This window comes from Halomonas sp. KAO, assembly GCF_015595025.1.
In the GTDB taxonomy this organism is placed as follows: domain Bacteria; phylum Pseudomonadota; class Gammaproteobacteria; order Pseudomonadales; family Halomonadaceae; genus Halomonas.
Genome location: NZ_JADNRL010000026.1, coordinates 97,791 through 116,530, shown reverse-complemented (window position 1 = coordinate 116,530; position 18,740 = coordinate 97,791). Strand labels below are relative to the sequence as shown.

The following is an 18,740-nucleotide window of genomic DNA, read 5'->3' as shown; positions in this document are numbered from 1 at the left end:
GTTTCCGTACCATATTCAGTACGATAAGGAGTGCCTGACCATGCAACCCAGTGACGTCAAGGAGCTGCTCGAGTCACGTATCGATGACTGCGAGTTCCATATTCAGGGCGAGGGCTGCAACTTTCAGGTGGTGGCCGTGGGCGAGCGCTTTGCGGGGCTGTCGCCGGTCAAGCGCCAGCAGCTGATCTATGGCGCTCTCACCGAAGAGATCGCGTCCGGTGCGCTGCATGCCGTGAGCATCAAGACCTATACCCCGGCGCAGTGGCAAGGTGCGCCGGAGAACTCCGGCGCCTGAGACCCCGAGCCCCATGGACAAGTTGATCATTACCGGCAACGGGCCGGTCGACGGTGAGGTCTGGGCCAGTGGCGCGAAGAACGCCGCCCTGCCCATCCTCTGCGCCACCCTGCTGGCCGACGAGCCGGTGACCATCGGCAATCTGCCGCATCTGCAGGACATCACCACCACCCTGGAGCTGCTTGGGCACCTGGGTGTGGAGGCGGTGATGGGCGAGAAGATGACCATCCAGCTCGATGGCTCCCAGGTGGCGCACTGTGATGCGCCCTATGAGCTGGTCAAGAAGATGCGTGCCTCCATCCTGGTACTGGGGCCACTGCTGGCTCACTTTGGCCACGCCGACGTCTCCCTGCCGGGGGGGTGTGCCATCGGCTCGCGCCCGGTAGACCTGCACCTGAGAGGCCTCGAGGCCATGGGGGCGGAGATCCGCGTCGAGGGCGGCTATATACGTGCCCGCGTCGAGGGCCGGTTGAAGGGGGCCACGGTCTTCTTCGATACCGTCACCGTCACCGGTACCGAGAATCTCCTGATGGCGGCCGCGCTGGCCGAGGGCACCACGGTGCTCGAGAATGCCGCCCGGGAGCCGGAGGTGGTCGACCTGGCCGAGCTGTTGATCAAGATGGGGGCCCGCATCCGGGGTCACGGCACTGACACCATCACCATCGAGGGCGTGCCGCGCCTGCATGGTGCCTACCATGATGTGATGCCCGACCGGATCGAGACCGGTACCTTCCTGGTGGCCGCGGCGCTGTCGCGTGGCCGCGTCAAGGTGCGTCGTACCCGCGCCGATATTCTCGAGGCGGTGCTGGCCAAGCTCGAGGAGGCGGGTGCCGAGATCACCACCGGTGATGACTGGATCGCCCTGGACATGCACGGCAAGCGCCCGCGACCGGTCAATATTCGCACCGCGCCGTATCCGGCCTTTCCGACCGACATGCAGGCCCAGTTCGTGGCCATGAACGCGGTGGCCGATGGCAGCTCCCGGGTGGTGGAGACCATCTTCGAGAACCGCTTCATGCATGTTCAGGAGCTCAATCGCATGGGGGCGCGGATCGCGCTTGAGGGCAATACCGCGGTGATCGAGGGGGTCGAGCGGCTCTCCGGCGCCCCGGTGATGGCCACCGACCTGCGTGCCTCGGCATCGCTGGTGATCGCGGCGATGATGGCCGAGGGGGAGACCCTGGTCGATCGCATCTACCATATCGATCGCGGCTACGAGTGTATCGAGGAGAAGCTGCAACTGCTGGGCGCACGCATCCGTCGTGTACCCGGCTAGCCTGTACCCGGACCAAGGCAAGAGCATGAGCAAACAACTGATCGTGGCCCTCTCCAAGGGCCGTATCCTCGAAGAGACCCTGCCGCTGCTGGCCGATGCCGGCGTCGAGCCGGTGGAGGATCTGGGCAAGAGTCGCAAGCTGCTGTTCGACACCAACCTGCCCGACGTCAAGCTGGTGGTCATTCGAGCCACCGATGTGCCGACCTATGTGCAGCTGGGTGCCGCGGACCTGGGCATCGCGGGCAAGGACGTGCTGCTCGAGCATGGGGCGGCGGGTCTCTATGAGCCCCTCGACCTCGAGATTGCGCGGTGCAAGCTGATGACCGCCGGGATCACCGGCGCCGAGCCGGCCAGCGCCAGGCGTCGGGTAGCCACCAAGTTCGTCAATATCGCCCGGCGCTGGTATGCCGAGCAGGGCATCCAGGCCGAGGTCATCAAGCTCTATGGTGCCATGGAGCTGGCGCCACTGATGAATCTGGCCGATGAGATCGTCGATATCGTCGATACCGGCAATACCCTGCGCGCCAATGGCATGGAGCCCCGGGAGCTGATCGCGCCGGTCACGACCCGGCTGGTGGTCAACAAGGCCTCCATGACCATGAAGCATGCCCGCATCAAGCCGCTGCTCGAGCGCCTCAAGCAGGCGGTTGCCGCCCGCCGTGAAGACGTTGCCGGCTGAGCGAGCTGTCTGCCGACTGAGGTGCTTGCCGACAGACTCGACCAGCCCGATATCAACAGGCCCGATATCAACAGGCCCGACACCATAGAGATGCAGCCATGACCGAGACCCACGCCTCTTCCGGAATCTCCCGCCTCGCGACCGCCGACGCCGACTTCTCGACACGGCTCGACCATCTGCTCGCCTGGGAGGGGGTCTCCGATGGCGAGGTCCAGGCCCGGGTCGCGGAGATCCTTGCCGCGGTGAAGGAGCGCGGCGATGCGGCCCTGGTGGAGGCCAGCAATCGCTTCGACCGTCTTGCGGTCACGGACATGGTCGAGCTCACTCTCGATGCGCCGCGCCTGCGCCGGGCCTATGAGGGGCTGCCCACCGAGCAGCGCGAGGCGCTGGCCCAGGCGGCGGAGCGCATCCGGCTCTACCATGAGCACCAGAAGCCCGAATCCTGGCACTACACCGAGGAGGACGGCACCGTGCTCGGCCAGCAGGTCATGCCACTGGATCGTGCCGGCATCTATGTGCCCGGCGGAAAGGCGGCCTACCCCTCCTCGGTATTGATGAACGCGATTCCTGCCCATGTGGCCGGTGTACGCGAGATCATCATGGTGGTACCTACGCCGGACGGCGTGCTCAACGAGCTGGTGCTGGCCGCGGCGCACCTGGCCGGTGTCGATCGTGTCTTCACCGTGGGCGGCGCTCAGGCGGTTGCCGCGCTGGCCTACGGCACGGAGACGGTGCCGCGGGTCGACAAGATCGTCGGCCCGGGCAACATCTACGTGGCCACCGCCAAGCGAGCGGTATTCGGTCAGGTGGGCATCGACATGATCGCCGGCCCCTCGGAGATCCTGGTGGTCTCGGATGGCGGCACCGACCCCGAATGGCTGGCCATGGATCTCTTCTCCCAGGCCGAGCACGACGAGGATGCCCAGGCGATTCTGGTGAGCTGGGATGGCGAACATCTGGATGCCGTGGAGGCGGCCATCGACCGCCTGCTGCCGACCCTGGAGCGCCACGAGATCGTGCGTGAGTCTCTCTCACGGCGGGGAGCGCTGATTCGCTGCCGCGATCGTGCCGAGGCGGTGACCCTGATCAATCGCATTGCCCCCGAGCATCTTGAGCTCTCGGTCGCCAACCCCGAGGGGTGGCTGCCCGAGGTGCGCCATGCCGGAGCCATCTTCATGGGGCGCTATACCGCCGAGGCGCTGGGCGACTACTGTGCCGGGCCCAATCACGTGCTTCCCACCTCGGGGACGGCACGCTTCTCGTCGCCACTGGGCGTCTATGACTTCCAGAAACGCTCATCGATCATCCACTGCTCGGCCGAAGGCGCCTCGACCCTCGGCAGGGTCGCCTCGGTGCTGGCTCGCGGCGAGTCGCTGACCGCGCATGCGCGCAGCGCCGAGTATCGCATCAGGACGTGAGCCGCTGGGTCGAGTCGAGACACGCGAAGGGCCCCGCCGCAAGGTGGGGCCCTTCGCGTTTTACATGCCGGGCTGGGGCTATTCGGGCTGCTGGAGCTCGGGGGGAGGGCGCTCACCCACCTCGACCGTCAGCGCAAGCTTCTCGCCGCCGCGCACCACGCTGAGCGGCAGGCTGTCGCCGGGCTCCACGGCGGCGATATCGGCCATCGTTTCCCGCGCGTCGAGGATCGCTCGGCCATCGATGGAGAGCAGCACATCACCGGGGCGCAGGCCGGCCTGGTCGGCGGGGCCGTCGGGTACGACCCCGGCGATGATCACGCCACGTGGCGCCTTGAGGCCGAAGGAGGCGGCCAGCTCCGGATTGAGCTCCTGGGCCTCGACCCCCAGCCAGCCTCGAATCACCCGCCCCTGGGTGACCAGCTCCTCGAGGATGTTGCGTGCCAGGTTGGCAGGGATCGCGAAGCCGATGCCCTGGGAGCCGCCGGAGCGTGAAAAGATGGCGGTATTGATGCCGACCATGGCGCCATCGGGGCTGATCAGTGCCCCCCCGGAGTTGCCCGGATTGATGGCGGCATCGGTCTGGATAAAGTCCTCATAGGCGTTCAGTCCCAGGTGGCTCCGCCCGGTGGCGCTGATGATGCCCATGGTGACCGTCTGGCCGACCCCGAAGGGGTTGCCGATGGCCAGGGCCACATCGCCGATGGCCACCTCCGTGGAGTCGGCCAGTTCGATGACCGGCAGATCGTCAAGCTCGATACGCAGCACGGCGAGGTCGCTTTCCGGATCGGTGCCGATCACCTCGGCCAGTGTCTCGCGGCCGTCACGCAGCGCGACCTGGATCTGGTCGGCGCCACCGATGACGTGATGGTTGGTCAGCACGTAGCCCTGCTCGCTGACGATCACACCCGAGCCCAGGCTCGAGAGCATGCGCTGGCGGGCCGGCATGTCGTCGCCGAAGAACTGGCGGAAGAAGGGGTCCGACATCAGCGGGTGCTGGTCGCGCTCGACGACCCGGGAGGAGTAGATGTTGACCACGGCGGGGGCGGCGCGCTCGACCGCTGCGGCGTAGCTTGCCGGTCCCTGCTCGCGGGAGAGCGGTGGCGCCTGGCGCAGTTCCGGTGCCGGACGCTCGATGGGGGCGCGGGGCGCCGTTGCCTCGGGTGATACCGCCAGCGGCTCGCGGGGAGCAGGGGAGGGCGTAACCACCGGGGCCTCACTGCCATGGCGTCCCGACAGTTGCGGGAAGGCGTTGAGCAGTGCCACGGCAAGCAGGAGCCCGATCAGAACGGGAAGCAGGTAGGGCATAAGCGAGCGTAGGTGATGGCGCGGCGATCGGTAGGGCATGCGGGGCGCGGTCCTCGTCAGAGCGTTCGCCGAAGCGGGGCGGCGACGGTTACAATCGACGCATGGTAACACCTTCATTCCACAGCGTCCGGAGGAGACGATGGCTCATCGCGATGCCTTGGTAGCCGCCTGCGATAGCAGGCTGCAGGCCAGCCGCTTCAAAGACTACACCGTCAATGGCCTGCAGGTGGAGGGGCGAGAGGAGGTCGTGAAAGTGCTCAGTGGCGTCACCGCCAGCCAGGCGCTGCTCGACGAGGCGGTCGCCTGGGGAGCCGATCTGGTGCTGGTGCACCATGGCTACTTCTGGAAGAACGAGCCGGTGGCGGTTACCGGCATGAAGCGTCGGCGCCTGCAGACCCTGCTGACCCACGATATCAACCTGCTGGCCTATCACCTGCCGCTGGATGCTCACCCCGAGCTCGGCAACAACGCCGAGCTGGGGCGGCGGCTGGGCTTTACGGCGGAAGGGTGCGCCGACGGCACGATGGGGGAGGGGCTGCTGTGGCTGGGGACGCCTCCGGCGGGCATGAATGCCCAGGCGCTCAGCGCTCATGTGGGCGAGCGCCTGGGGCGCGAGGCGCTGCTGGTGGAGGCGCCGCATGCCGGCGAGATTCGCCGCGTGGCCTGGTGTACCGGCGGGGCTCAGGACATGATCACGGCGGCCTGGGAGGCGGGGGCCGATGCCTTCATCTCCGGCGAGATCTCCGAGCGCACCACCCATCTGGCGCGCGAGCTCGGCATTCACTACCTCTGTGCGGGACATCATGCGACCGAGCGAGATGGCGTTCGGGCACTGGGTGAGTGGTTGGCCGAGGAGTTCGGTCTCGAGCACCGTTTCGTGGATATCGACAACCCGGCGTAGCCTCGAAAGCGAACGCCCCGCTCATGAAGCGGGGCATCGCGTCGGTAGTGACATGACATGTAGTGGCAGGCGTCGGCCGGCTCAGTAACGGGGAGCGTCGAGCTTCTCGCCATCCTGGCTATCGGCCTCCTTGAGACCGAAGTCCTCGGAGAGGGTGCCACCGGAGCCGTCGGCGTAGTCACGCGGCGCTGGGGGAGAGTTGTCGCTCCCTTCATCGGCAGCGGTTGCGGCTTCATCCATGGTCAGGCCACGGGCCGGCCGAGAGCGTGCACCGAGGGTGTCGGCGTCCGTGGCGAGGCGCGCGGCCAGCGCCTCGCCATTCTGGCGTAGCGTCTCCGTCAGCCGGCCGACCTCGTCGAAGTGTTCGTCCATGCCGTCGCGCAGGGCCGAAAGCTCCCTGTCGCGTTCGGCCAGGCGCTGGCGCAGACGCTGCATGCCGTCGGCGCCGGAATTGAGCAGGTGGTATCCCAGTGCCCCCAGGCCGATGCCGGCCAGCAGGCAGGCAATGGCCAGAATCCAGTTGATGTTGCTCTCGTCCACGTCGGTCTCCCTGCGGCGGTGAACGATCCTGCGGCCGACGTTACGGCGAGCGGATCCGGTGGTGGGGCGTGGGCCCCGACGCGCACTATTATAGGGTCGAGCCTAGGCGATGGGTCAACGCGCGCTGGCGCCAGCGATGCGTTTCGTTGTTCAGGCGCGTATAATATGCCTCCTGTCGAAGCCGAAACAGGCCGTTTTCGTCCCCATGCATGCTGCCAATCGAGACACTCGCCCGACACCCATGGCCCGCTATCGTGCCGATCTGGAACGCGACGACTTCCAGTATGATGCCGCCCAGGCCCAGGCCGTGGAGCATCTGCAGCGTCTCTATGATGATTTGTTGCGCTCGCCCCAGGCACCTTCCCGCGCCGCCGCATCGGGCGGCGGGCTGGCCTCGCGTGTGGCGGGGCTGTTCGGCAGGCGGGCGCGCAGTGAGCCCGTCGCGCCGGACCTGCCGGCGATTCGCGGCCTCTACTTCTGGGGAGGCGTGGGGCGTGGCAAGACCTATCTGGTGGATGCCTTCTACGAATCCCTGCCTTTCCCCGAGAAGATGCGCACTCACTTCCACCGCTTCATGCAGCGGGTGCACAACGAGCTCGAGCACTACAAGGGCGAGAAGAACCCCCTGCGCCTGATCGCCGCCAAGTTCGCGGCCGAGGCCAGGGTGATCTGCTTCGATGAGTTCTTCGTCAAGGACATCACCGACGCGATGATTCTCGCCAATCTGCTCGAGGCGCTGTTCGAACGTGGCGTGGTGCTGGTGGCAACGTCCAATATCGTGCCCGGCGAGCTCTACAAGGAGGGGCTGCAGCGTGCACGCTTCCTGCCCGCCATCGACCTGCTGGAGCGGCACTGCGAGGTGGTCAATGTCGACTCTGGCATCGACTATCGGCTGCGGGCGCTCGAGCGTGCCGAGATATTTCATTCGCCGCTCGATGATGCCGCCGAGGTCGAGCTTGCGCGCAGCTTTCGCGAGATTGCCGGCCAGGAGGGCGAGGCCGATGTGCCGCTGGAGGTCAATCATCGGGTGCTGCACGCACGCCGATTCCATGATGATGTGGTGTGGTTCGAGTTTCGCGCGCTCTGTGATGGGCCCCGCAGCCAGAACGATTACATCGAGCTGGCGCGGGAGTTTCACTCCGTGCTGGTCTCCAACGTGCCGCGCATGGATGGGAAGTCCGATGATCAGGCGCGGCGCTTCATCAACATGGTCGACGAGTTCTATGACCGCGGGGTCAAGCTGTTGATGTCCGCCGAGGTGCCTGCCGAGCGGCTCTATGCCGATGGTCGACTCGAGTTCGAGTTCAAGAGGACCCTCTCCCGCCTGCAGGAGATGCAGTCCCACGACTACCTGGCGCTAGCCCACAAGCCCTGACCCGGCCTTCGCCCGGAAGCTGGCATTGCATGGAAGGGGCGAGTTCATGTAGACTTCGCGCGCTCTACTCGTTGGTCTCGCGCGTCGAGGCCAACCAAGAAGAATAGGGATGGTTCCATGCCGGTCATCCGGTGGCAGAACCCAATACACTTGATTGGTGAGATTTCATGAAGACGTTCACTGCCAAACCGCAGTCCGTCGAGCGCGACTGGTACGTCGTCGACGCCGCGGACAAGACGCTCGGCCGACTGGCCACCGAGATCGCTCGTCGCCTGCGCGGCAAGCACAAGCCGGAATACACCCCCCACGTGGATGGCGGCGACTATATCGTCGTGATCAACGCCGAGAAGGTGAAGGTGACCGGCAACAAGGCCAAGGCCAAGACCTATTATCGTCACACCGGCTACCCCGGTGGCCTGCGCTCCATGACCTTCGACAAGATGCTTGATCACGCTCCCGAGCGTATCATCGAGAGCGCCGTGAAGGGCATGCTGCCCAAGGGTCCCCTGGGTCGCGCCATGTACACCAAGCTCAAGGTCTACGCCGGTGCCGAACATCCGCACGCCGCCCAGCAGCCGCAAGAACTGAACATCTGAGGGAATCTTCGCCATGACACAGCAATACTACGGTACCGGGCGCCGCAAGACCTCTACCGCCCGCGTTTTCATGAAGCCGGGCACCGGCAAGATCACCGTCAACAGCCGTGAGCTGGACCAGTACTTCGGCCGCGTCACCGGCCGCATGGTCGTTCGCCAGCCCCTCGAGCTGACCGAGACCCTTGGGCAGTTCGACGTCTACGTCACCGTCAAGGGCGGCGGTGGCTCCGCCCAGGCCGGCGCGATCCGTCACGGCATCACCCGTGCCCTGATGGCGTACAACGAAGACTTCCGTGCGCCGCTGCGTCAGGCGGGCTATGTGACCCGTGACGCGCGTGAGGTCGAGCGTAAGAAGATCGGTCTGCGCAAGGCGCGCCGTCGTCCGCAGTTCTCCAAGCGCTGATCACCAGCCGCCATGGAGCATGCGACGCCCGGGTTATCAACCCGGGCGTTTCTTGTTCTGCGTCAACGATTTGTGTGCATCAAGCCGTCCTGGTCAGGGTCCTTTTCCTTGTGTGCGGCGGCGCGATTTCTTAACATGTACCGCATTTGATGTCCGTGGTCGCGGGGATGATGCCCGTGATGGGTCAACGGGTAAGCTGATGGGAGAAACCTTGAAATGGCAGATAACGGCGTGAACAAGGGTCGGCGCCGTTTCCTCGTGGGTGCTACCACCGTTGTAGGTGGGGTTGGTGCCGTCGGGGTTGCGGTCCCCTTTGTGGCTTCCTGGCAGCCGAGTGCCAGGGCGAGAGCGGCGGGCGCGCCGGTTCAGGCGGATATATCCAAGCTTGAGCCCGGTCAGCGCATGACCGTGGAGTGGCGTGGAAAGCCGGTGTGGATCGTCAACCGCACCCCGGAGATGATCGAGCGCATCGAGTCCGTCGACGGCTCGCGGCTTACCGATCCCACATCAGACGTGCCGCAGCAGCCGGCCTATATCGATGGCCCCCTGCGCTCCATCAAGCCCGAGATCGGGGTCCTGATCGGCATCTGTACCCATCTGGGCTGCTCGCCGCTGTTTCGACCCGAACCCGATGCGGACGATGTGGGTACCAGCGACTGGCCGGGTGGTTTCTTCTGCCCCTGCCATGGCTCGCGCTTCGATCTGGCGGGCCGTGTATTCCGCGGGGTGCCGGCGCCCACCAACCTGGAGGTGCCGCCTTACCGCTTCGAGTCCGACGAGATCATCATCGTCGGCGAAGATGAGGAGACTGCCTGATGGGTAACCCGAACAAGCCGATGGCGGAAAAGGGCTTGATGCGCTGGGTGGATGAGCGTTTCCCCGCGACGCAGATGTGGCAGGAGCACCTGTCCAAGTATTACGCCCCCAAGAACTTCAACTTCTGGTACTTCTTCGGCTCGCTGGCCCTGCTGGTGCTGGTCAATCAGATTCTGACCGGGATCTGGCTGACCATGAGCTACAACCCCTCCGCCGAGGGCGCCTTCGCCTCGGTCGAGTACATCATGCGCGATGTCGAGTGGGGGTGGTTGATCCGCTACCTGCACTCCACTGGCGCCACGGCCTTCTTCGTGGTGGTGTATCTGCACATGTTCCGCGGCCTGCTCTACGGCTCCTACAAGGCGCCCCGCGAGCTGGTGTGGATCTTCGGCATGGCGATCTATCTGGCGCTGATGGCCGAGGCCTTCATGGGGTATCTGCTGCCCTGGGGTCAGATGTCCTACTGGGGCGCCCAGGTGATCATCTCGCTGTTCTCCGCGATTCCGGTCATCGGCCCCGACCTGACCCAGTGGATTCGTGGTGACTTCCTGATCTCCGGCATCACGCTCAACCGTTTCTTTGCCCTCCACGTGGTGGCGCTGCCCATCGTGATCCTGGCGCTGGTGGTCCTGCATATCATCGCCCTGCACGAGGTTGGTTCCAACAACCCGGATGGCATCGACATCAAGAAGAAGAAGGACGAGACCGGCAAGCCGCTGGATGGCATTCCCTTCCACCCGTACTACACGGTGAAGGATATCGTCGGCGTGGCCGTCTTCCTGTTCGTCTTCGCGGTGGTGATCTTCTACTTCCCCGAAGGCGGTGGCTACTTCCTCGAGAAGCCCAACTTCGAGCCGGCCAACCCGCTGAAGACGCCGGACCATATCGCCCCGGTGTGGTACTTCACGCCCTTCTACGCGATTCTGCGCGCGATCACCTTCTCGCTGTTCGGGCTCGATGCCAAGTTCCTCGGCGTGATCTTCATGGGGGCGGCCATCGCGGTGCTCTTCGTGCTGCCGTGGCTGGACCGCAGTCCGGTGCGCTCCATGCGCTACAAGGGCTGGATGTCCAAGGGGATGCTGGTGCTGTTCGCGATCAGCTTTGTCATCCTGGGGGTCCTGGGCGTACTGCCGGCCACCGATGGCCGCACCGTGCTCGCTCAGGTGTGTACCGCCGTCTATTTCGCCTTCTTCCTGTTGATGCCGTTCTATACCCGGCTGGAGAAGACCAAACCCGTTCCGGAGAGGGTGACTGGCTAATGAAAAAGCAACTGTTCGCACTGCTCTTCGCGCTGGTGCCCCTCACGGCCATGGCCGCCGAAGGCGCGAGCGTCCCGTACTCCATGACGCCCGACCTTGATGACAAGGCGTCGTTGCAGCGAGGCATGCAGCTCTACACCAACTACTGCATGGGGTGTCACTCCCTGGAGCACCAGCGCTTTGCCCGTGCCGCCGATGACCTGGGGATGCCCCAGGACCTGGTCGAGGAGAACCTGATCTTCTCCTCGGATCTGGCCTTCAATGACCAGATGCATATCGCCATGAACAAGGACGATGCCGAGGCCTGGTTCGGGGCGCCGCCGCCCGACCTGACCCTCGAGTCACGGCTGCGCGGCACCGACTGGATCTACTCCTACCTGCTCTCGTTCTACAAGGACCCGAGCACCGGTACCGGGGTGAACAATGCCGTGTTCGACATGGTGGCCATGCCCAACGTGCTTGAGCCTCTGCAGGGCGTGCAGGAGATGGTGTGCTCCGAGACCGATCGTCCGGTGGAGGGGGCCGAGCTTGATCCGCTGACTGGCAAGTACCAGTCCTGTAATGTGCTGCAGGTGACTCAGCCGGGCGAGCTGGAGCCGGATGAGTTCGAGGAGGCGGTCTACGATCTGACCAACTTCCTGGCCTATGTGGGTGAGCCATCCAAGCTGCAGGCTCAGGCTCTGGCCCCGAAGGTGCTGATCTTTATCTTCATCTTCGGTGTCATCGCCTACCTGCTCAAGCGCGAGTACTGGCGCGATATCCACTGACCGCCGGGTTGCAGGCTGACGGGGGCGCATGGCCGAGGGCCATGCGCCCCCGTGGCGTATGTGTCGCGTCAATCGCTTCCCCGCGGAGCGAGGCCCGCGTGTTATCATGATTATTCGATTTGATGCGAGGATTGTTTCATGGGTGTAGTGGCCAAGCGGTCGTCGATGATCTTCTATTCCGGTGGCTCCGATCATTTCAGTCATCGGGTGCGTATCGTGCTCGCCGAGAAGGGTGTTGCGGTAGACATCGTGGAGGTCAACCCGGACCAGCCCCCCGAGGATCTCGCCGATCTCAACCCCTACAACAGCGTGCCGACCCTGCTGGATCGCGATCTCGTGCTGTACGAGTCCAAGGTGATGATGGAGTACCTGGACGAGCGCTTCCCACACCCTCCGCTGCTGCCGGTCTATCCGGTGGCGCGTGCCCAGAGTCGTCTCTGGATGCACCGCATCGAGCGCGAGTGGTGCCCGCTGGTGGAGCAGATCGAGCAGGGGAGCAAGAAGGAGGCGGACAAGGCGCGCAAGGAGCTGCGTGAGAGCCTCGTCGGTATCTCGCCCATCTTCGAGGACATGGCGTTCTTCATGAGCGAAGAGTTCACCCTGGTGGACTGCTGCCTGGCGCCGATCCTGTGGCGTCTGCCCGCCCTGGGCATCGAACTGCCCGAGAAACAGGTAGCCCCCCTGCTCGACTACATGGAGCGAGTCTTCGAGCGAGACGGCTTCAAGGCGTCACTGAGCGAGCGCGAGCGCGAGATTCGCAGCTGATACACTTTTCCCGGCCGCCTTCGGGCAGCCGGCCAACGCAGGAGGGAGAGGCGATGGACTCCAGTCGTCCCAGCCTATCCAGTCGCCCCTACCTGGCCAGAGCCCTCTTCGAGTGGCTGCTGGACCATGACCTCACGCCCCATATCGTGGTCGATGCCGAGCATCCCCAGGTGGAGGTGCCGCGACAGTTCGTACAGAATGGCCAGATCGTTCTCAACCTGTCGCCAAACGCCGTTCGTGAGCTCGCGATGGAGAATGACGCGATCAGTTTCGAGGCGCGCTTCGGTGGTCATCCCATGCGGGTGATGGTGCCGAGTGATGCCCTGGTGGCCATCTATGGTCGCGAGAATGGTGTCGGCATGGTCTTCGGACATGAGCCGGTGATTCCCCAGCCGGCCGAGGCGACCGAGGACGAGCCGCCGACGCTGGCGGAGGTCGAGCGTGACGCCGATACCTCGCAGGAGAAGGAGGCGTCGGAAGAGAAGGGCGAGGACTCTCAGGGCGAGGGCTCTCGGCGGCCGCCCAAGGGCAAGCCCTCCCTGCGGGTGATCAAGTAGTTCTCGTACCGGGGTGATGATGGTTCATGCAAGACGGCAGGCCCTGAGGCCTGCCGTCTTGCGCTTGCAGCGAGCAGTCGGGCTGGTTCAGTCGAGCCGGTTCAGTCGAGATAGTCGAAGACCTTGACGATGCGCTGCATGCCACCCAGCTGCGAGACCGCCTGGACGATGCGCTCGGCCTCGGCGCGGGTCACGATGCCCATCAGATAGACGCTGGCATTCTCGGTGACTACCCGGATGCGGCTCGAGTCGATCGCCTGGTTCGCGGCCAGGTGGGTGCGGATGCGGGTGTTGAGCCAGGTGTCCGAAAGCCGCTGACTGGCGGGCAGGTTGCCGGCGATGCTCAGCTCGTTATGGACATTGCGAACATTGCGTACCCGGCTCGCCACCTCGCCGGCCTTCTCCTTGAGTTCCTCGCTGGGCACCTGGCCGGTGAGCAGCACCAGCCCCGCATAGCTGTCGACATTGATTCGCGCGTCACCCAGGCGGGCGTCGGTATGGCCAAGGTTATGGGTGATCTTGGTCTCGATGCTCTGGTCTTCGATCTGGTCGCCGGTGGTACGCTTGCCGTAATTCTCCTCGATGGTGCCCTGATGGGTCACGCTGGTCACGGTGGTACAGCCGGCGAGGCCCAGAGAGGTGATCAGCAGCAGGGTGCCGAGCAGGGTGGGGCGTTTCATCATTCGCTTGCTCCAAAGAGTTGTTCGTCGATCAGGTCGCAGAGGCAGTGGATCACCAGCAGGTGGACCTCCTGAATTCGTGCGGTGGAGGTCGCCGGGACGCGGATCTCGCAGTCGTCCTGGCCGAGCAGCGAGGCCATGTTGCCACCATCGCGACCGGTGAGTGCCACCACCGTCATGTCACGGTCGTGGGCGGCCTGAATGGCCTGAATGACGTTGGCCGAGTTGCCGCTGGTGGAGATCGCCAGCAGAACGTCGCCAGGCTGGCCAAGGGCACGCACCTGCTTGGAGAACACCTCGTTGTAGCTGTAGTCGTTGGCGATGGAGGTCAGGGTCGAGGTGTCGGTGGTCAGGGCCAGGGCGGGGAGGCTGGGGCGCTCCCGCTCGAAGCGATTGAGCAGTTCCGACGAGAAGTGCTGACTGTCGCCGGCGCTACCGCCATTGCCGCAGGCCAGGACCTTGCCCTCGCTGACCAGACACTGGACCATCATCTGACTGGCGACCTCGATAAAGGGCGGCAGCACTTCGCTGGCATAGGTCTTGGTATCGATGCTGGCGTTGAAGTGATCAAGAATGCGCTGCTGGAAATCCATGCTGAGTCAGGTTCCTGTGGCGGGTTAGTAGGCGTCGAAGGCATTGACCACCCACTGTATGTCGAGTTCGGGTGGCAGGCCGGTGACGGCCACCACATCGAAGCGGCAGGGACATGATAGCCGGTTGTTCTGTAGATAAAAACGTGCCGCCCTTATCAGGCGGCGCTGCTTGGTGAGCGTGATGGTCTCGAGGGGGTGGCCATGGCGGCTATCGGCACGATGGCGCACCTCGACGAAGACCAGGGTTTCGCCATCACGCATCACCAGGTCCAGCTCGCCTCCCTTGGCGTGCTGGTTGGCGGCCACCGGCTGGAGGCCGCGGTCGGTCAGCCAGGCCGCGACGAGGCGTTCGACCGCCTCGCCGCGGGCCCTGGCGTCACGGGGTCCGCTCATCGCCGAAAGCCCCTGGGCTCAATACCGGTTGCGGGACGCCATCGATGAAGCGTGCCCAGGGCAGCGTGCGCTGAATGCGTCCATCTTGCCCGGCGCGCAGGCTGCCGGTCGCTCCAAACAGTTCGCTGTTCGAGACCAGCTGGAACTGGGGGAGCCGGCGTGCCAGCTCGAAGGCGTCGACTCCCATGGCGTTCAGGCGGAACAGGTTGGGGTCCGCCTCCTCGCGCAGGCTGCGATAGCTTGCGGTGAAGGGCAGGGCGTCCTCGCCGCCCGCCGCGGCATCGGGGATCTGCCAGGGGATATCCAGGAACATGACGTCGTTCAGGTCGCCATCGAGGCGTGGATTGAGCTGCCCGCTGAACAGATGCGAGGTGGCGTAGACCGGCAGCTTGTTGGCGCCATAGTAGTCGAGGGTCGGGGGGACCTGGCGAGCGTAGTCGGGCAGTGCCAGCATGAACAGGAGATCGGGACGGCTTTCGGCGATGGTGCGACGAGTGCTCTCGGTGGCTGAGGCGCCGGGGTTGTAGCGAACCGCCTTGGTGACCTTGCCACCCTGGGCGCGCCACTCATCCCAGAAGGCCTCGCCGACCCGCTGACCCCAGTCGTTGTCCGGGACCAGCAGGGCGGCGCGACGGTGCCCGTCGTCCCAGGCGCGCCGAGCGACCTGCTTGGCCTCACCCTCGGCGGACAGGCCATACTGGAAGAGTCCTTCGGCGGCGTTAGTGGCACTCCTGCCGTAGTTGAGGGCCAGGGTGGGGAGTGGCACCCGGTTGCGGCGCTCAAGCTCGCTCACCCGATCCTTGTCGAGCGGGCCGATGACCACCTGGGCACCGCGATTCTGGGCCTCTCGATAGAGCGATTCGAGACTGCCGGAGGCGCTGTCGATAAAGCTGAGGCGGATATTGTCGTCTGAAAGGCGATGCCGGGTGCGGATGCCTTCGCCGATCGCCGTGGCGATACGCGACAGGGCGCCGGATTCGGGCAGCAGCACGGCAATATGCTGCACCTCCTGGCCGCGCAGCTCGCGCAGGGCGATGAGATCCGCCGGCAGGCGTCGTGCCGCCGGGTGGCGCTGGTGACGGCTGCGCCACTCGTCCAGGCGAAGGAAGAGGCGGTCGATATTGCCATCGCCACTGCGTACCGTCTCGACCAGTTCCACCCAGCCGCGGGTCAGGGTGCCCTGGAGCTCGCCGAGCTGGGCCAGTCGCCGCTGCTCGACGCCACCCAGGGCTCGCCAGATGGGGTCGTTGAGTGCCTCGTCGTCGGACTCAGCCTGTACCAGCAGCAGGGCCCTGGCTGCGGCGAAGGGGTTGCCCCGTTCGAGCAGGGCCAGGCCACGCTGTTCGCGCAGGGCCAGCGTCTGGCTGCGGTTGAGGGCCAGGTCGTCGAGATCCTGGGTGGCCTGGATCACGGCCTCGGGGTCGCCCTCGCTCTCGCCGAGATCGGCCAGCAGGAGCGCCCAGCGCGCCAGAGGGTCGCCGGCAAGTTGCGATCGATCAATCTGACGGGCGACCTCGAGTGCCTGGGTGCGCTGGCCCCGGCGTGCTAGGATATCCGCCGCGTCCAGTCGAGTGCGGGCCGCCTCGGCCGGCTCCTGTTGTTGAGCTTGTTCGAGTAGCGTGGCGGGGTCGTCATCGAGGGCGCGTTCGACGATGCCCGGCTGGTAGGCGCAGCCGGCCAGCAGCAGCGCGAGAAGCGCAGTGGCCAGCAGGCCGCGTGTCACTTTGAGCATGAATCCTTCCTTTATCCATCCGTCGTATCGGGAGCCCGCCCAGGAGGCGACGTGTCAGAATCGAACTCAGCTGCATTGTACGTGGTCGCCACGCCAATTGGGAATTTGCAGGACCTGAGCCCGCGGGCCGCGGCCGTGTTGGCCGAGGTAACCATGGTGGCTGCCGAGGATACCCGCCACACCGCTCGTTTGTTGCGTCATCTGGGGGTGCGGGTACCCATGCTGTCGCTTCATGAACACAACGAGGCGGCACGCGTCGACCGGATCGACGCCCACCTGGCCGCGGGCGAGTCGATTGCCCTGGTCTCTGATGCCGGCACACCGCTGATCAGTGATCCCGGCTTCGTGCTGGTGCGCGAACTGCGTGCCCGGGGGCGGCGCATCGTGCCGATCCCGGGAGCCTGCGCGCTGGTGACGGCGCTCTCGGTTGCCGGCCTGCCCACCGACCGCTTCACCTTCCACGGCTTTCTGCCGGCCAAGAGCGGTGCCCGCCGTGCTCAGCTCGAGGAGCTGGCGGGGCGTACCGAGACGCTGGTGTTCTATGAGTCACCTCATCGTATCCGCGATACCCTGGCGGATATCGGTGCGACCCTCGGTGAGCGCCATCTGGTCGTGGGCCGGGAGTTGACCAAGACCTTCGAGACCTTCCTGGAGGGAAGCGCCCTCGAGCTCGCCGCGCGCATGGAGGATGACCCGAACCAGGCGCGTGGCGAGTTTGTGGTGATGGTGGCCGGTGCGCCGCCCCGCGAGAAGGGAGTGGGTGGCGAAGTGGAGGGCGAGACGCTGCTGGCGGCGCTGCTGGCCGAGGGGGCTGGCGTCAAGCAGGCCGCGGGAGTGGCGTCCCGGCTTCTTGGTGGTGCCCGCAAGGCCTGGTATGCCCGCGCCCAGGCGTTGAAGGATGACGATTGAGCCTGGCCTGTCCTCTCCCCCGGCATTCGGCAGAAGGCGTCTTGGTGTCACTTTTGTTGAGGGGGTGCCGGGGCGCTGGTATCCTTGCCGCGGGAGTCGGCCAGACAGTCGCCGCCGGAGTGATCCGGGGGAGGAAAGTCCGGGCTCCATAGGGCAGAGTGCCAGGTAACGCCTGGGCGGCGTGAGCCGACGGAAAGTGCAGCAGAGAGCAGACCGCCTACGTCTCCTTCGGGAGGCCGGTAAGGGTGAAAGGGTGCGGTAAGAGCGCACCGCGCGCCTGGCAACAGTGCGTGGCACGGTAAACCCCACTCGGAGCAAGACCAAATAGGAACCCGCTGGCGTGGCCCGCGTCGGGTTCGGGTAGGTTGCTCGAGGGCCGTGGTGACGCGGCCCCTAGATGAATGGCTGTCCACGACAGAACCCGGCTTATCGGCCGGCTCCCCCCCTGTTTCAAGAAGGTGACCATTTTCAGTCCGGCGACGGAGCCCTCCGTCGCTTTACCGTGGATCGAGAAGCGCATGCAGTCAGCCCCTGACACACCCCCGCGGGGATTTCGACACGCCAGCGTCCTGCTCGACGGAGCGGTCGATGCCCTGATCCACGATTCCGAAGGCGTCTATCTCGACGGCACCTTCGGTCGCGGTGGTCACTCGCGAGAGATCCTTGCACGCCTCGCCCCCCGGGGCAGACTGCTGGCCATCGATCGTGACCCCCAGGCGATCGCCGAAGCCGGCACCATCGATGATCCCCGCTTCACCATCGAGCGGGCCGAGTTCGCCCGTCTCGCCGAGGTGGCCCGTGGCCATGAGCTGCATGGCCGCCTGTCCGGCGTGCTGCTCGATATCGGCGTCTCGTCACCCCAGCTCGATGACCCCGAGCGCGGTTTCAGCTTCCTGCGTGATGGCCCCCTGGACATGCGCATGGACCCCACCCGGGGCGAGAGCGCGGCGGCGTTTATCGCACGGGTCGGCGAGGCCGAGCTCTCCCGGGTCTTCAAGGAGTACGGCGAGGAGCGTTACGCCCGGCGCCTGGCCAGGGCGATTCTCGAGCGTCGCGGCGAGCGACCCTTCGAGCGCACCGCCGACCTGGCCGAGGTGGTCAAGGCCGCGCACCCCGCCTGGGAGAAGCACAAGCACCCCGCGACGCGGGTCTTCCAGGCCCTGCGTATCCAGGTCAACGGTGAGCTCGACCAGCTCGATGCGGCCCTGGAGGCCGCCCTCGAGGCACTGGCGCCGGGCGGGCATCTGGTGGTCATCAGCTTCCACTCCCTGGAGGACCGCCGGGTCAAGCGCTTCATTCGCCATCATGTGCGTGGCGATACCCACCTGCCGCGGGGCATGCCGATTCGCGATGACCAGCTGGAGCGCCGTCTCGAGGCTCTGGGCAAGGCTCGGCGGCCCGGCGAGGCGGAGGTCAAGGAGAACCCCCGCGCGCGCAGCGCGGTGATGCGAGTGGCGCGCAAACGCTACTGAGGGAGTCGG

Annotated in this window: 21 protein-coding genes and 1 other RNA gene; 16 read left to right on the top strand and 6 right to left on the bottom strand. The window is 65.5% G+C overall.

The genetic code is table 11. The features are described 5' to 3' along the window. The first annotated feature begins 40 nt into the window (after positions 1 to 40). The 4 genes from IOC61_RS14365 to hisD all read left to right on the top strand — a co-directional run bounded on the left by IOC61_RS14365 (position 41) and on the right by hisD (position 3,668). Positions 41 to 295 (top strand): BolA family protein, encoded by a 255-nt coding sequence (locus tag IOC61_RS14365; protein ID WP_195689429.1) that lies wholly within the window; start codon positions 41 to 43, stop codon positions 293 to 295. Positions 296 to 308: 13 nt separating this feature from the next. Continuing rightward, a complete protein-coding gene (gene murA / locus IOC61_RS14360; protein WP_195689428.1) occupies positions 309 to 1,571 on the top strand; it encodes a UDP-N-acetylglucosamine 1-carboxyvinyltransferase in 1,263 nt (420 codons plus the stop codon). 25 nt (positions 1,572 to 1,596) lie between these two features. After that, positions 1,597 to 2,250, top strand: coding sequence for an ATP phosphoribosyltransferase (hisG, locus tag IOC61_RS14355; RefSeq protein WP_195689427.1), 654 nt, complete (start codon positions 1,597 to 1,599; stop codon positions 2,248 to 2,250). A gap of 98 nt (positions 2,251 to 2,348) precedes the next feature. After that, positions 2,349 to 3,668 (top strand): histidinol dehydrogenase, encoded by a 1,320-nt coding sequence (gene hisD, locus IOC61_RS14350; RefSeq protein ID WP_195689426.1) that lies wholly within the window; start codon positions 2,349 to 2,351, stop codon positions 3,666 to 3,668. A gap of 78 nt (positions 3,669 to 3,746) precedes the next feature. Here hisD and IOC61_RS14345 read toward each other — a convergent pair whose 3' ends face one another. Beyond that, positions 3,747 to 5,012 carry a S1C family serine protease gene (locus IOC61_RS14345; RefSeq protein WP_195689425.1) on the bottom strand — a complete coding sequence of 422 codons (1,266 nt, stop codon included), beginning with the start codon at positions 5,010 to 5,012 and terminating at the stop codon, positions 3,747 to 3,749. Between the two features lie 100 nt (positions 5,013 to 5,112). On the opposite strand from IOC61_RS14345, the gene IOC61_RS14340 reads away from it, so the two are divergent. Continuing rightward, the gene (locus tag IOC61_RS14340) at positions 5,113 to 5,874 is read left to right on the top strand and encodes a Nif3-like dinuclear metal center hexameric protein (RefSeq protein ID WP_195689424.1); all 762 of its coding nucleotides are present in this window, start codon (positions 5,113 to 5,115) and stop codon (positions 5,872 to 5,874) included. 81 nt (positions 5,875 to 5,955) lie between these two features. On the opposite strand, the gene IOC61_RS14335 is transcribed toward IOC61_RS14340, so the two are convergent. Continuing rightward, the gene (locus tag IOC61_RS14335; protein ID WP_195689423.1) at positions 5,956 to 6,414 is read right to left on the bottom strand and encodes a YhcB family protein; all 459 of its coding nucleotides are present in this window, start codon (positions 6,412 to 6,414) and stop codon (positions 5,956 to 5,958) included. A gap of 241 nt (positions 6,415 to 6,655) precedes the next feature. Between IOC61_RS14335 and zapE the strand changes: the two genes are divergently transcribed. From zapE to IOC61_RS14295, 8 genes are all read left to right on the top strand, one after another. Beyond that, positions 6,656 to 7,789, top strand: coding sequence for a cell division protein ZapE (gene zapE, locus IOC61_RS14330; RefSeq protein ID WP_195689422.1), 1,134 nt, complete (start codon positions 6,656 to 6,658; stop codon positions 7,787 to 7,789). A gap of 167 nt (positions 7,790 to 7,956) precedes the next feature. Beyond that, on the top strand, positions 7,957 to 8,385 hold the full coding sequence (rplM, locus tag IOC61_RS14325; protein ID WP_132042336.1) for a 50S ribosomal protein L13: 429 nt from the start codon (positions 7,957 to 7,959) through the stop codon (positions 8,383 to 8,385). 13 nt (positions 8,386 to 8,398) lie between these two features. After that, the gene (gene rpsI / locus IOC61_RS14320; RefSeq protein ID WP_195689421.1) at positions 8,399 to 8,788 is read left to right on the top strand and encodes a 30S ribosomal protein S9; all 390 of its coding nucleotides are present in this window, start codon (positions 8,399 to 8,401) and stop codon (positions 8,786 to 8,788) included. Positions 8,789 to 9,004: 216 nt separating this feature from the next. Then, positions 9,005 to 9,604 (top strand): ubiquinol-cytochrome c reductase iron-sulfur subunit, encoded by a 600-nt coding sequence (gene petA, locus IOC61_RS14315; protein ID WP_195689420.1) that lies wholly within the window; start codon positions 9,005 to 9,007, stop codon positions 9,602 to 9,604. Beyond that, positions 9,604 to 10,863 carry a cytochrome b gene (locus tag IOC61_RS14310; protein WP_195689419.1) on the top strand — a complete coding sequence of 420 codons (1,260 nt, stop codon included), beginning with the start codon at positions 9,604 to 9,606 and terminating at the stop codon, positions 10,861 to 10,863. Before petA ends, IOC61_RS14310 begins: the two co-directional genes overlap by 1 nt. Then, positions 10,863 to 11,630 (top strand): cytochrome c1, encoded by a 768-nt coding sequence (locus tag IOC61_RS14305; protein ID WP_195689418.1) that lies wholly within the window; start codon positions 10,863 to 10,865, stop codon positions 11,628 to 11,630. The genes IOC61_RS14310 and IOC61_RS14305 overlap by 1 nt, the downstream gene beginning before the upstream one ends. A gap of 138 nt (positions 11,631 to 11,768) precedes the next feature. Beyond that, positions 11,769 to 12,395, top strand: a complete 627-nt coding sequence (gene sspA, locus IOC61_RS14300) for a stringent starvation protein SspA (protein WP_195689417.1) — start codon at positions 11,769 to 11,771, stop codon at positions 12,393 to 12,395. 53 nt (positions 12,396 to 12,448) lie between these two features. Next, complete coding sequence (locus tag IOC61_RS14295) at positions 12,449 to 12,952, top strand: ClpXP protease specificity-enhancing factor (RefSeq protein WP_195689416.1); 504 nt, start codon at positions 12,449 to 12,451, stop codon at positions 12,950 to 12,952. A 101-nt stretch (positions 12,953 to 13,053) separates the two neighbouring features. Here the strand turns inward: IOC61_RS14295 and IOC61_RS14290 are convergent, their stop codons facing one another. Genes IOC61_RS14290 through IOC61_RS14275 form a run of 4 tightly spaced genes read right to left on the bottom strand, consistent with a single transcriptional unit; the run spans position 13,054 to position 16,350 of the window. Continuing rightward, positions 13,054 to 13,632, bottom strand: a complete 579-nt coding sequence (locus tag IOC61_RS14290; protein WP_409228421.1) for a BON domain-containing protein — start codon at positions 13,630 to 13,632, stop codon at positions 13,054 to 13,056. After that, the gene (locus IOC61_RS14285; RefSeq protein ID WP_195689414.1) at positions 13,632 to 14,225 is read right to left on the bottom strand and encodes a phosphoheptose isomerase; all 594 of its coding nucleotides are present in this window, start codon (positions 14,223 to 14,225) and stop codon (positions 13,632 to 13,634) included. The genes IOC61_RS14290 and IOC61_RS14285 overlap by 1 nt, the downstream gene beginning before the upstream one ends. 24 nt (positions 14,226 to 14,249) lie before the next feature. Beyond that, the gene (locus IOC61_RS14280) at positions 14,250 to 14,618 is read right to left on the bottom strand and encodes a YraN family protein (protein WP_195689413.1); all 369 of its coding nucleotides are present in this window, start codon (positions 14,616 to 14,618) and stop codon (positions 14,250 to 14,252) included. Then, positions 14,602 to 16,350: a penicillin-binding protein activator gene (locus tag IOC61_RS14275; RefSeq protein ID WP_195689412.1), complete on the bottom strand. Its 1,749-nt coding sequence runs from the start codon at positions 16,348 to 16,350 to the stop codon at positions 14,602 to 14,604. Before IOC61_RS14275 ends, IOC61_RS14280 begins: the two co-directional genes overlap by 17 nt. A 51-nt stretch (positions 16,351 to 16,401) precedes the next feature. On the opposite strand from IOC61_RS14275, the gene rsmI reads away from it, so the two are divergent. The 3 genes from rsmI (at position 16,402) to rsmH (ending at position 18,731) form a co-directional block, all read left to right on the top strand. Further along, positions 16,402 to 17,259 (top strand): 16S rRNA (cytidine(1402)-2'-O)-methyltransferase, encoded by an 858-nt coding sequence (rsmI, locus tag IOC61_RS14270; RefSeq protein ID WP_195689411.1) that lies wholly within the window; start codon positions 16,402 to 16,404, stop codon positions 17,257 to 17,259. 92 nt (positions 17,260 to 17,351) lie between these two features. Further along, positions 17,352 to 17,704: RNase P RNA component class A (rnpB, locus tag IOC61_RS14265), an RNA gene on the top strand. 73 nt (positions 17,705 to 17,777) lie between these two features. Further along, positions 17,778 to 18,731, top strand: coding sequence for a 16S rRNA (cytosine(1402)-N(4))-methyltransferase RsmH (gene rsmH / locus IOC61_RS14260; RefSeq protein ID WP_195689410.1), 954 nt, complete (start codon positions 17,778 to 17,780; stop codon positions 18,729 to 18,731). Positions 18,732 to 18,740: the final 9 nt, after the last annotated feature.

Excerpts from the sequence above, each read along its gene's own strand:
- IOC61_RS14310 (WP_195689419.1), top strand. The coding sequence starts at position 9,604 with ATGGGTAACCCGAACAAGCCGATGGCGGAAAAGGGCTTGATGCGCTGG.
- IOC61_RS14275 (WP_195689412.1), bottom strand. The coding sequence starts at position 16,350 with ATGCTCAAAGTGACACGCGGCCTGCTGGCCACTGCGCTTCTCGCGCTG.
- IOC61_RS14365 (WP_195689429.1), top strand. The coding sequence starts at position 41 with ATGCAACCCAGTGACGTCAAGGAGCTGCTCGAGTCACGTATCGATGAC.
- IOC61_RS14285 (WP_195689414.1), bottom strand. The coding sequence starts at position 14,225 with ATGGATTTCCAGCAGCGCATTCTTGATCACTTCAACGCCAGCATCGAT.
- IOC61_RS14280 (WP_195689413.1), bottom strand. The coding sequence starts at position 14,618 with ATGAGCGGACCCCGTGACGCCAGGGCCCGCGGCGAGGCGGTCGAACGC.
- IOC61_RS14305 (WP_195689418.1), top strand. The coding sequence starts at position 10,863 with ATGAAAAAGCAACTGTTCGCACTGCTCTTCGCGCTGGTGCCCCTCACG.
- rplM (WP_132042336.1), top strand. The coding sequence starts at position 7,957 with ATGAAGACGTTCACTGCCAAACCGCAGTCCGTCGAGCGCGACTGGTAC.
- hisD (WP_195689426.1), top strand. The coding sequence starts at position 2,349 with ATGACCGAGACCCACGCCTCTTCCGGAATCTCCCGCCTCGCGACCGCC.
- IOC61_RS14290 (WP_409228421.1), bottom strand. The coding sequence starts at position 13,632 with ATGAAACGCCCCACCCTGCTCGGCACCCTGCTGCTGATCACCTCTCTG.
- IOC61_RS14345 (WP_195689425.1), bottom strand. The coding sequence starts at position 5,012 with ATGCCCTACCGATCGCCGCGCCATCACCTACGCTCGCTTATGCCCTAC.
- rsmH (WP_195689410.1), top strand. The coding sequence starts at position 17,778 with ATGCAGTCAGCCCCTGACACACCCCCGCGGGGATTTCGACACGCCAGC.
- IOC61_RS14340 (WP_195689424.1), top strand. The coding sequence starts at position 5,113 with ATGGCTCATCGCGATGCCTTGGTAGCCGCCTGCGATAGCAGGCTGCAG.
- rpsI (WP_195689421.1), top strand. The coding sequence starts at position 8,399 with ATGACACAGCAATACTACGGTACCGGGCGCCGCAAGACCTCTACCGCC.
- hisG (WP_195689427.1), top strand. The coding sequence starts at position 1,597 with ATGAGCAAACAACTGATCGTGGCCCTCTCCAAGGGCCGTATCCTCGAA.
- zapE (WP_195689422.1), top strand. The coding sequence starts at position 6,656 with ATGGCCCGCTATCGTGCCGATCTGGAACGCGACGACTTCCAGTATGAT.
- sspA (WP_195689417.1), top strand. The coding sequence starts at position 11,769 with ATGGGTGTAGTGGCCAAGCGGTCGTCGATGATCTTCTATTCCGGTGGC.
- IOC61_RS14295 (WP_195689416.1), top strand. The coding sequence starts at position 12,449 with ATGGACTCCAGTCGTCCCAGCCTATCCAGTCGCCCCTACCTGGCCAGA.
- petA (WP_195689420.1), top strand. The coding sequence starts at position 9,005 with ATGGCAGATAACGGCGTGAACAAGGGTCGGCGCCGTTTCCTCGTGGGT.
- murA (WP_195689428.1), top strand. The coding sequence starts at position 309 with ATGGACAAGTTGATCATTACCGGCAACGGGCCGGTCGACGGTGAGGTC.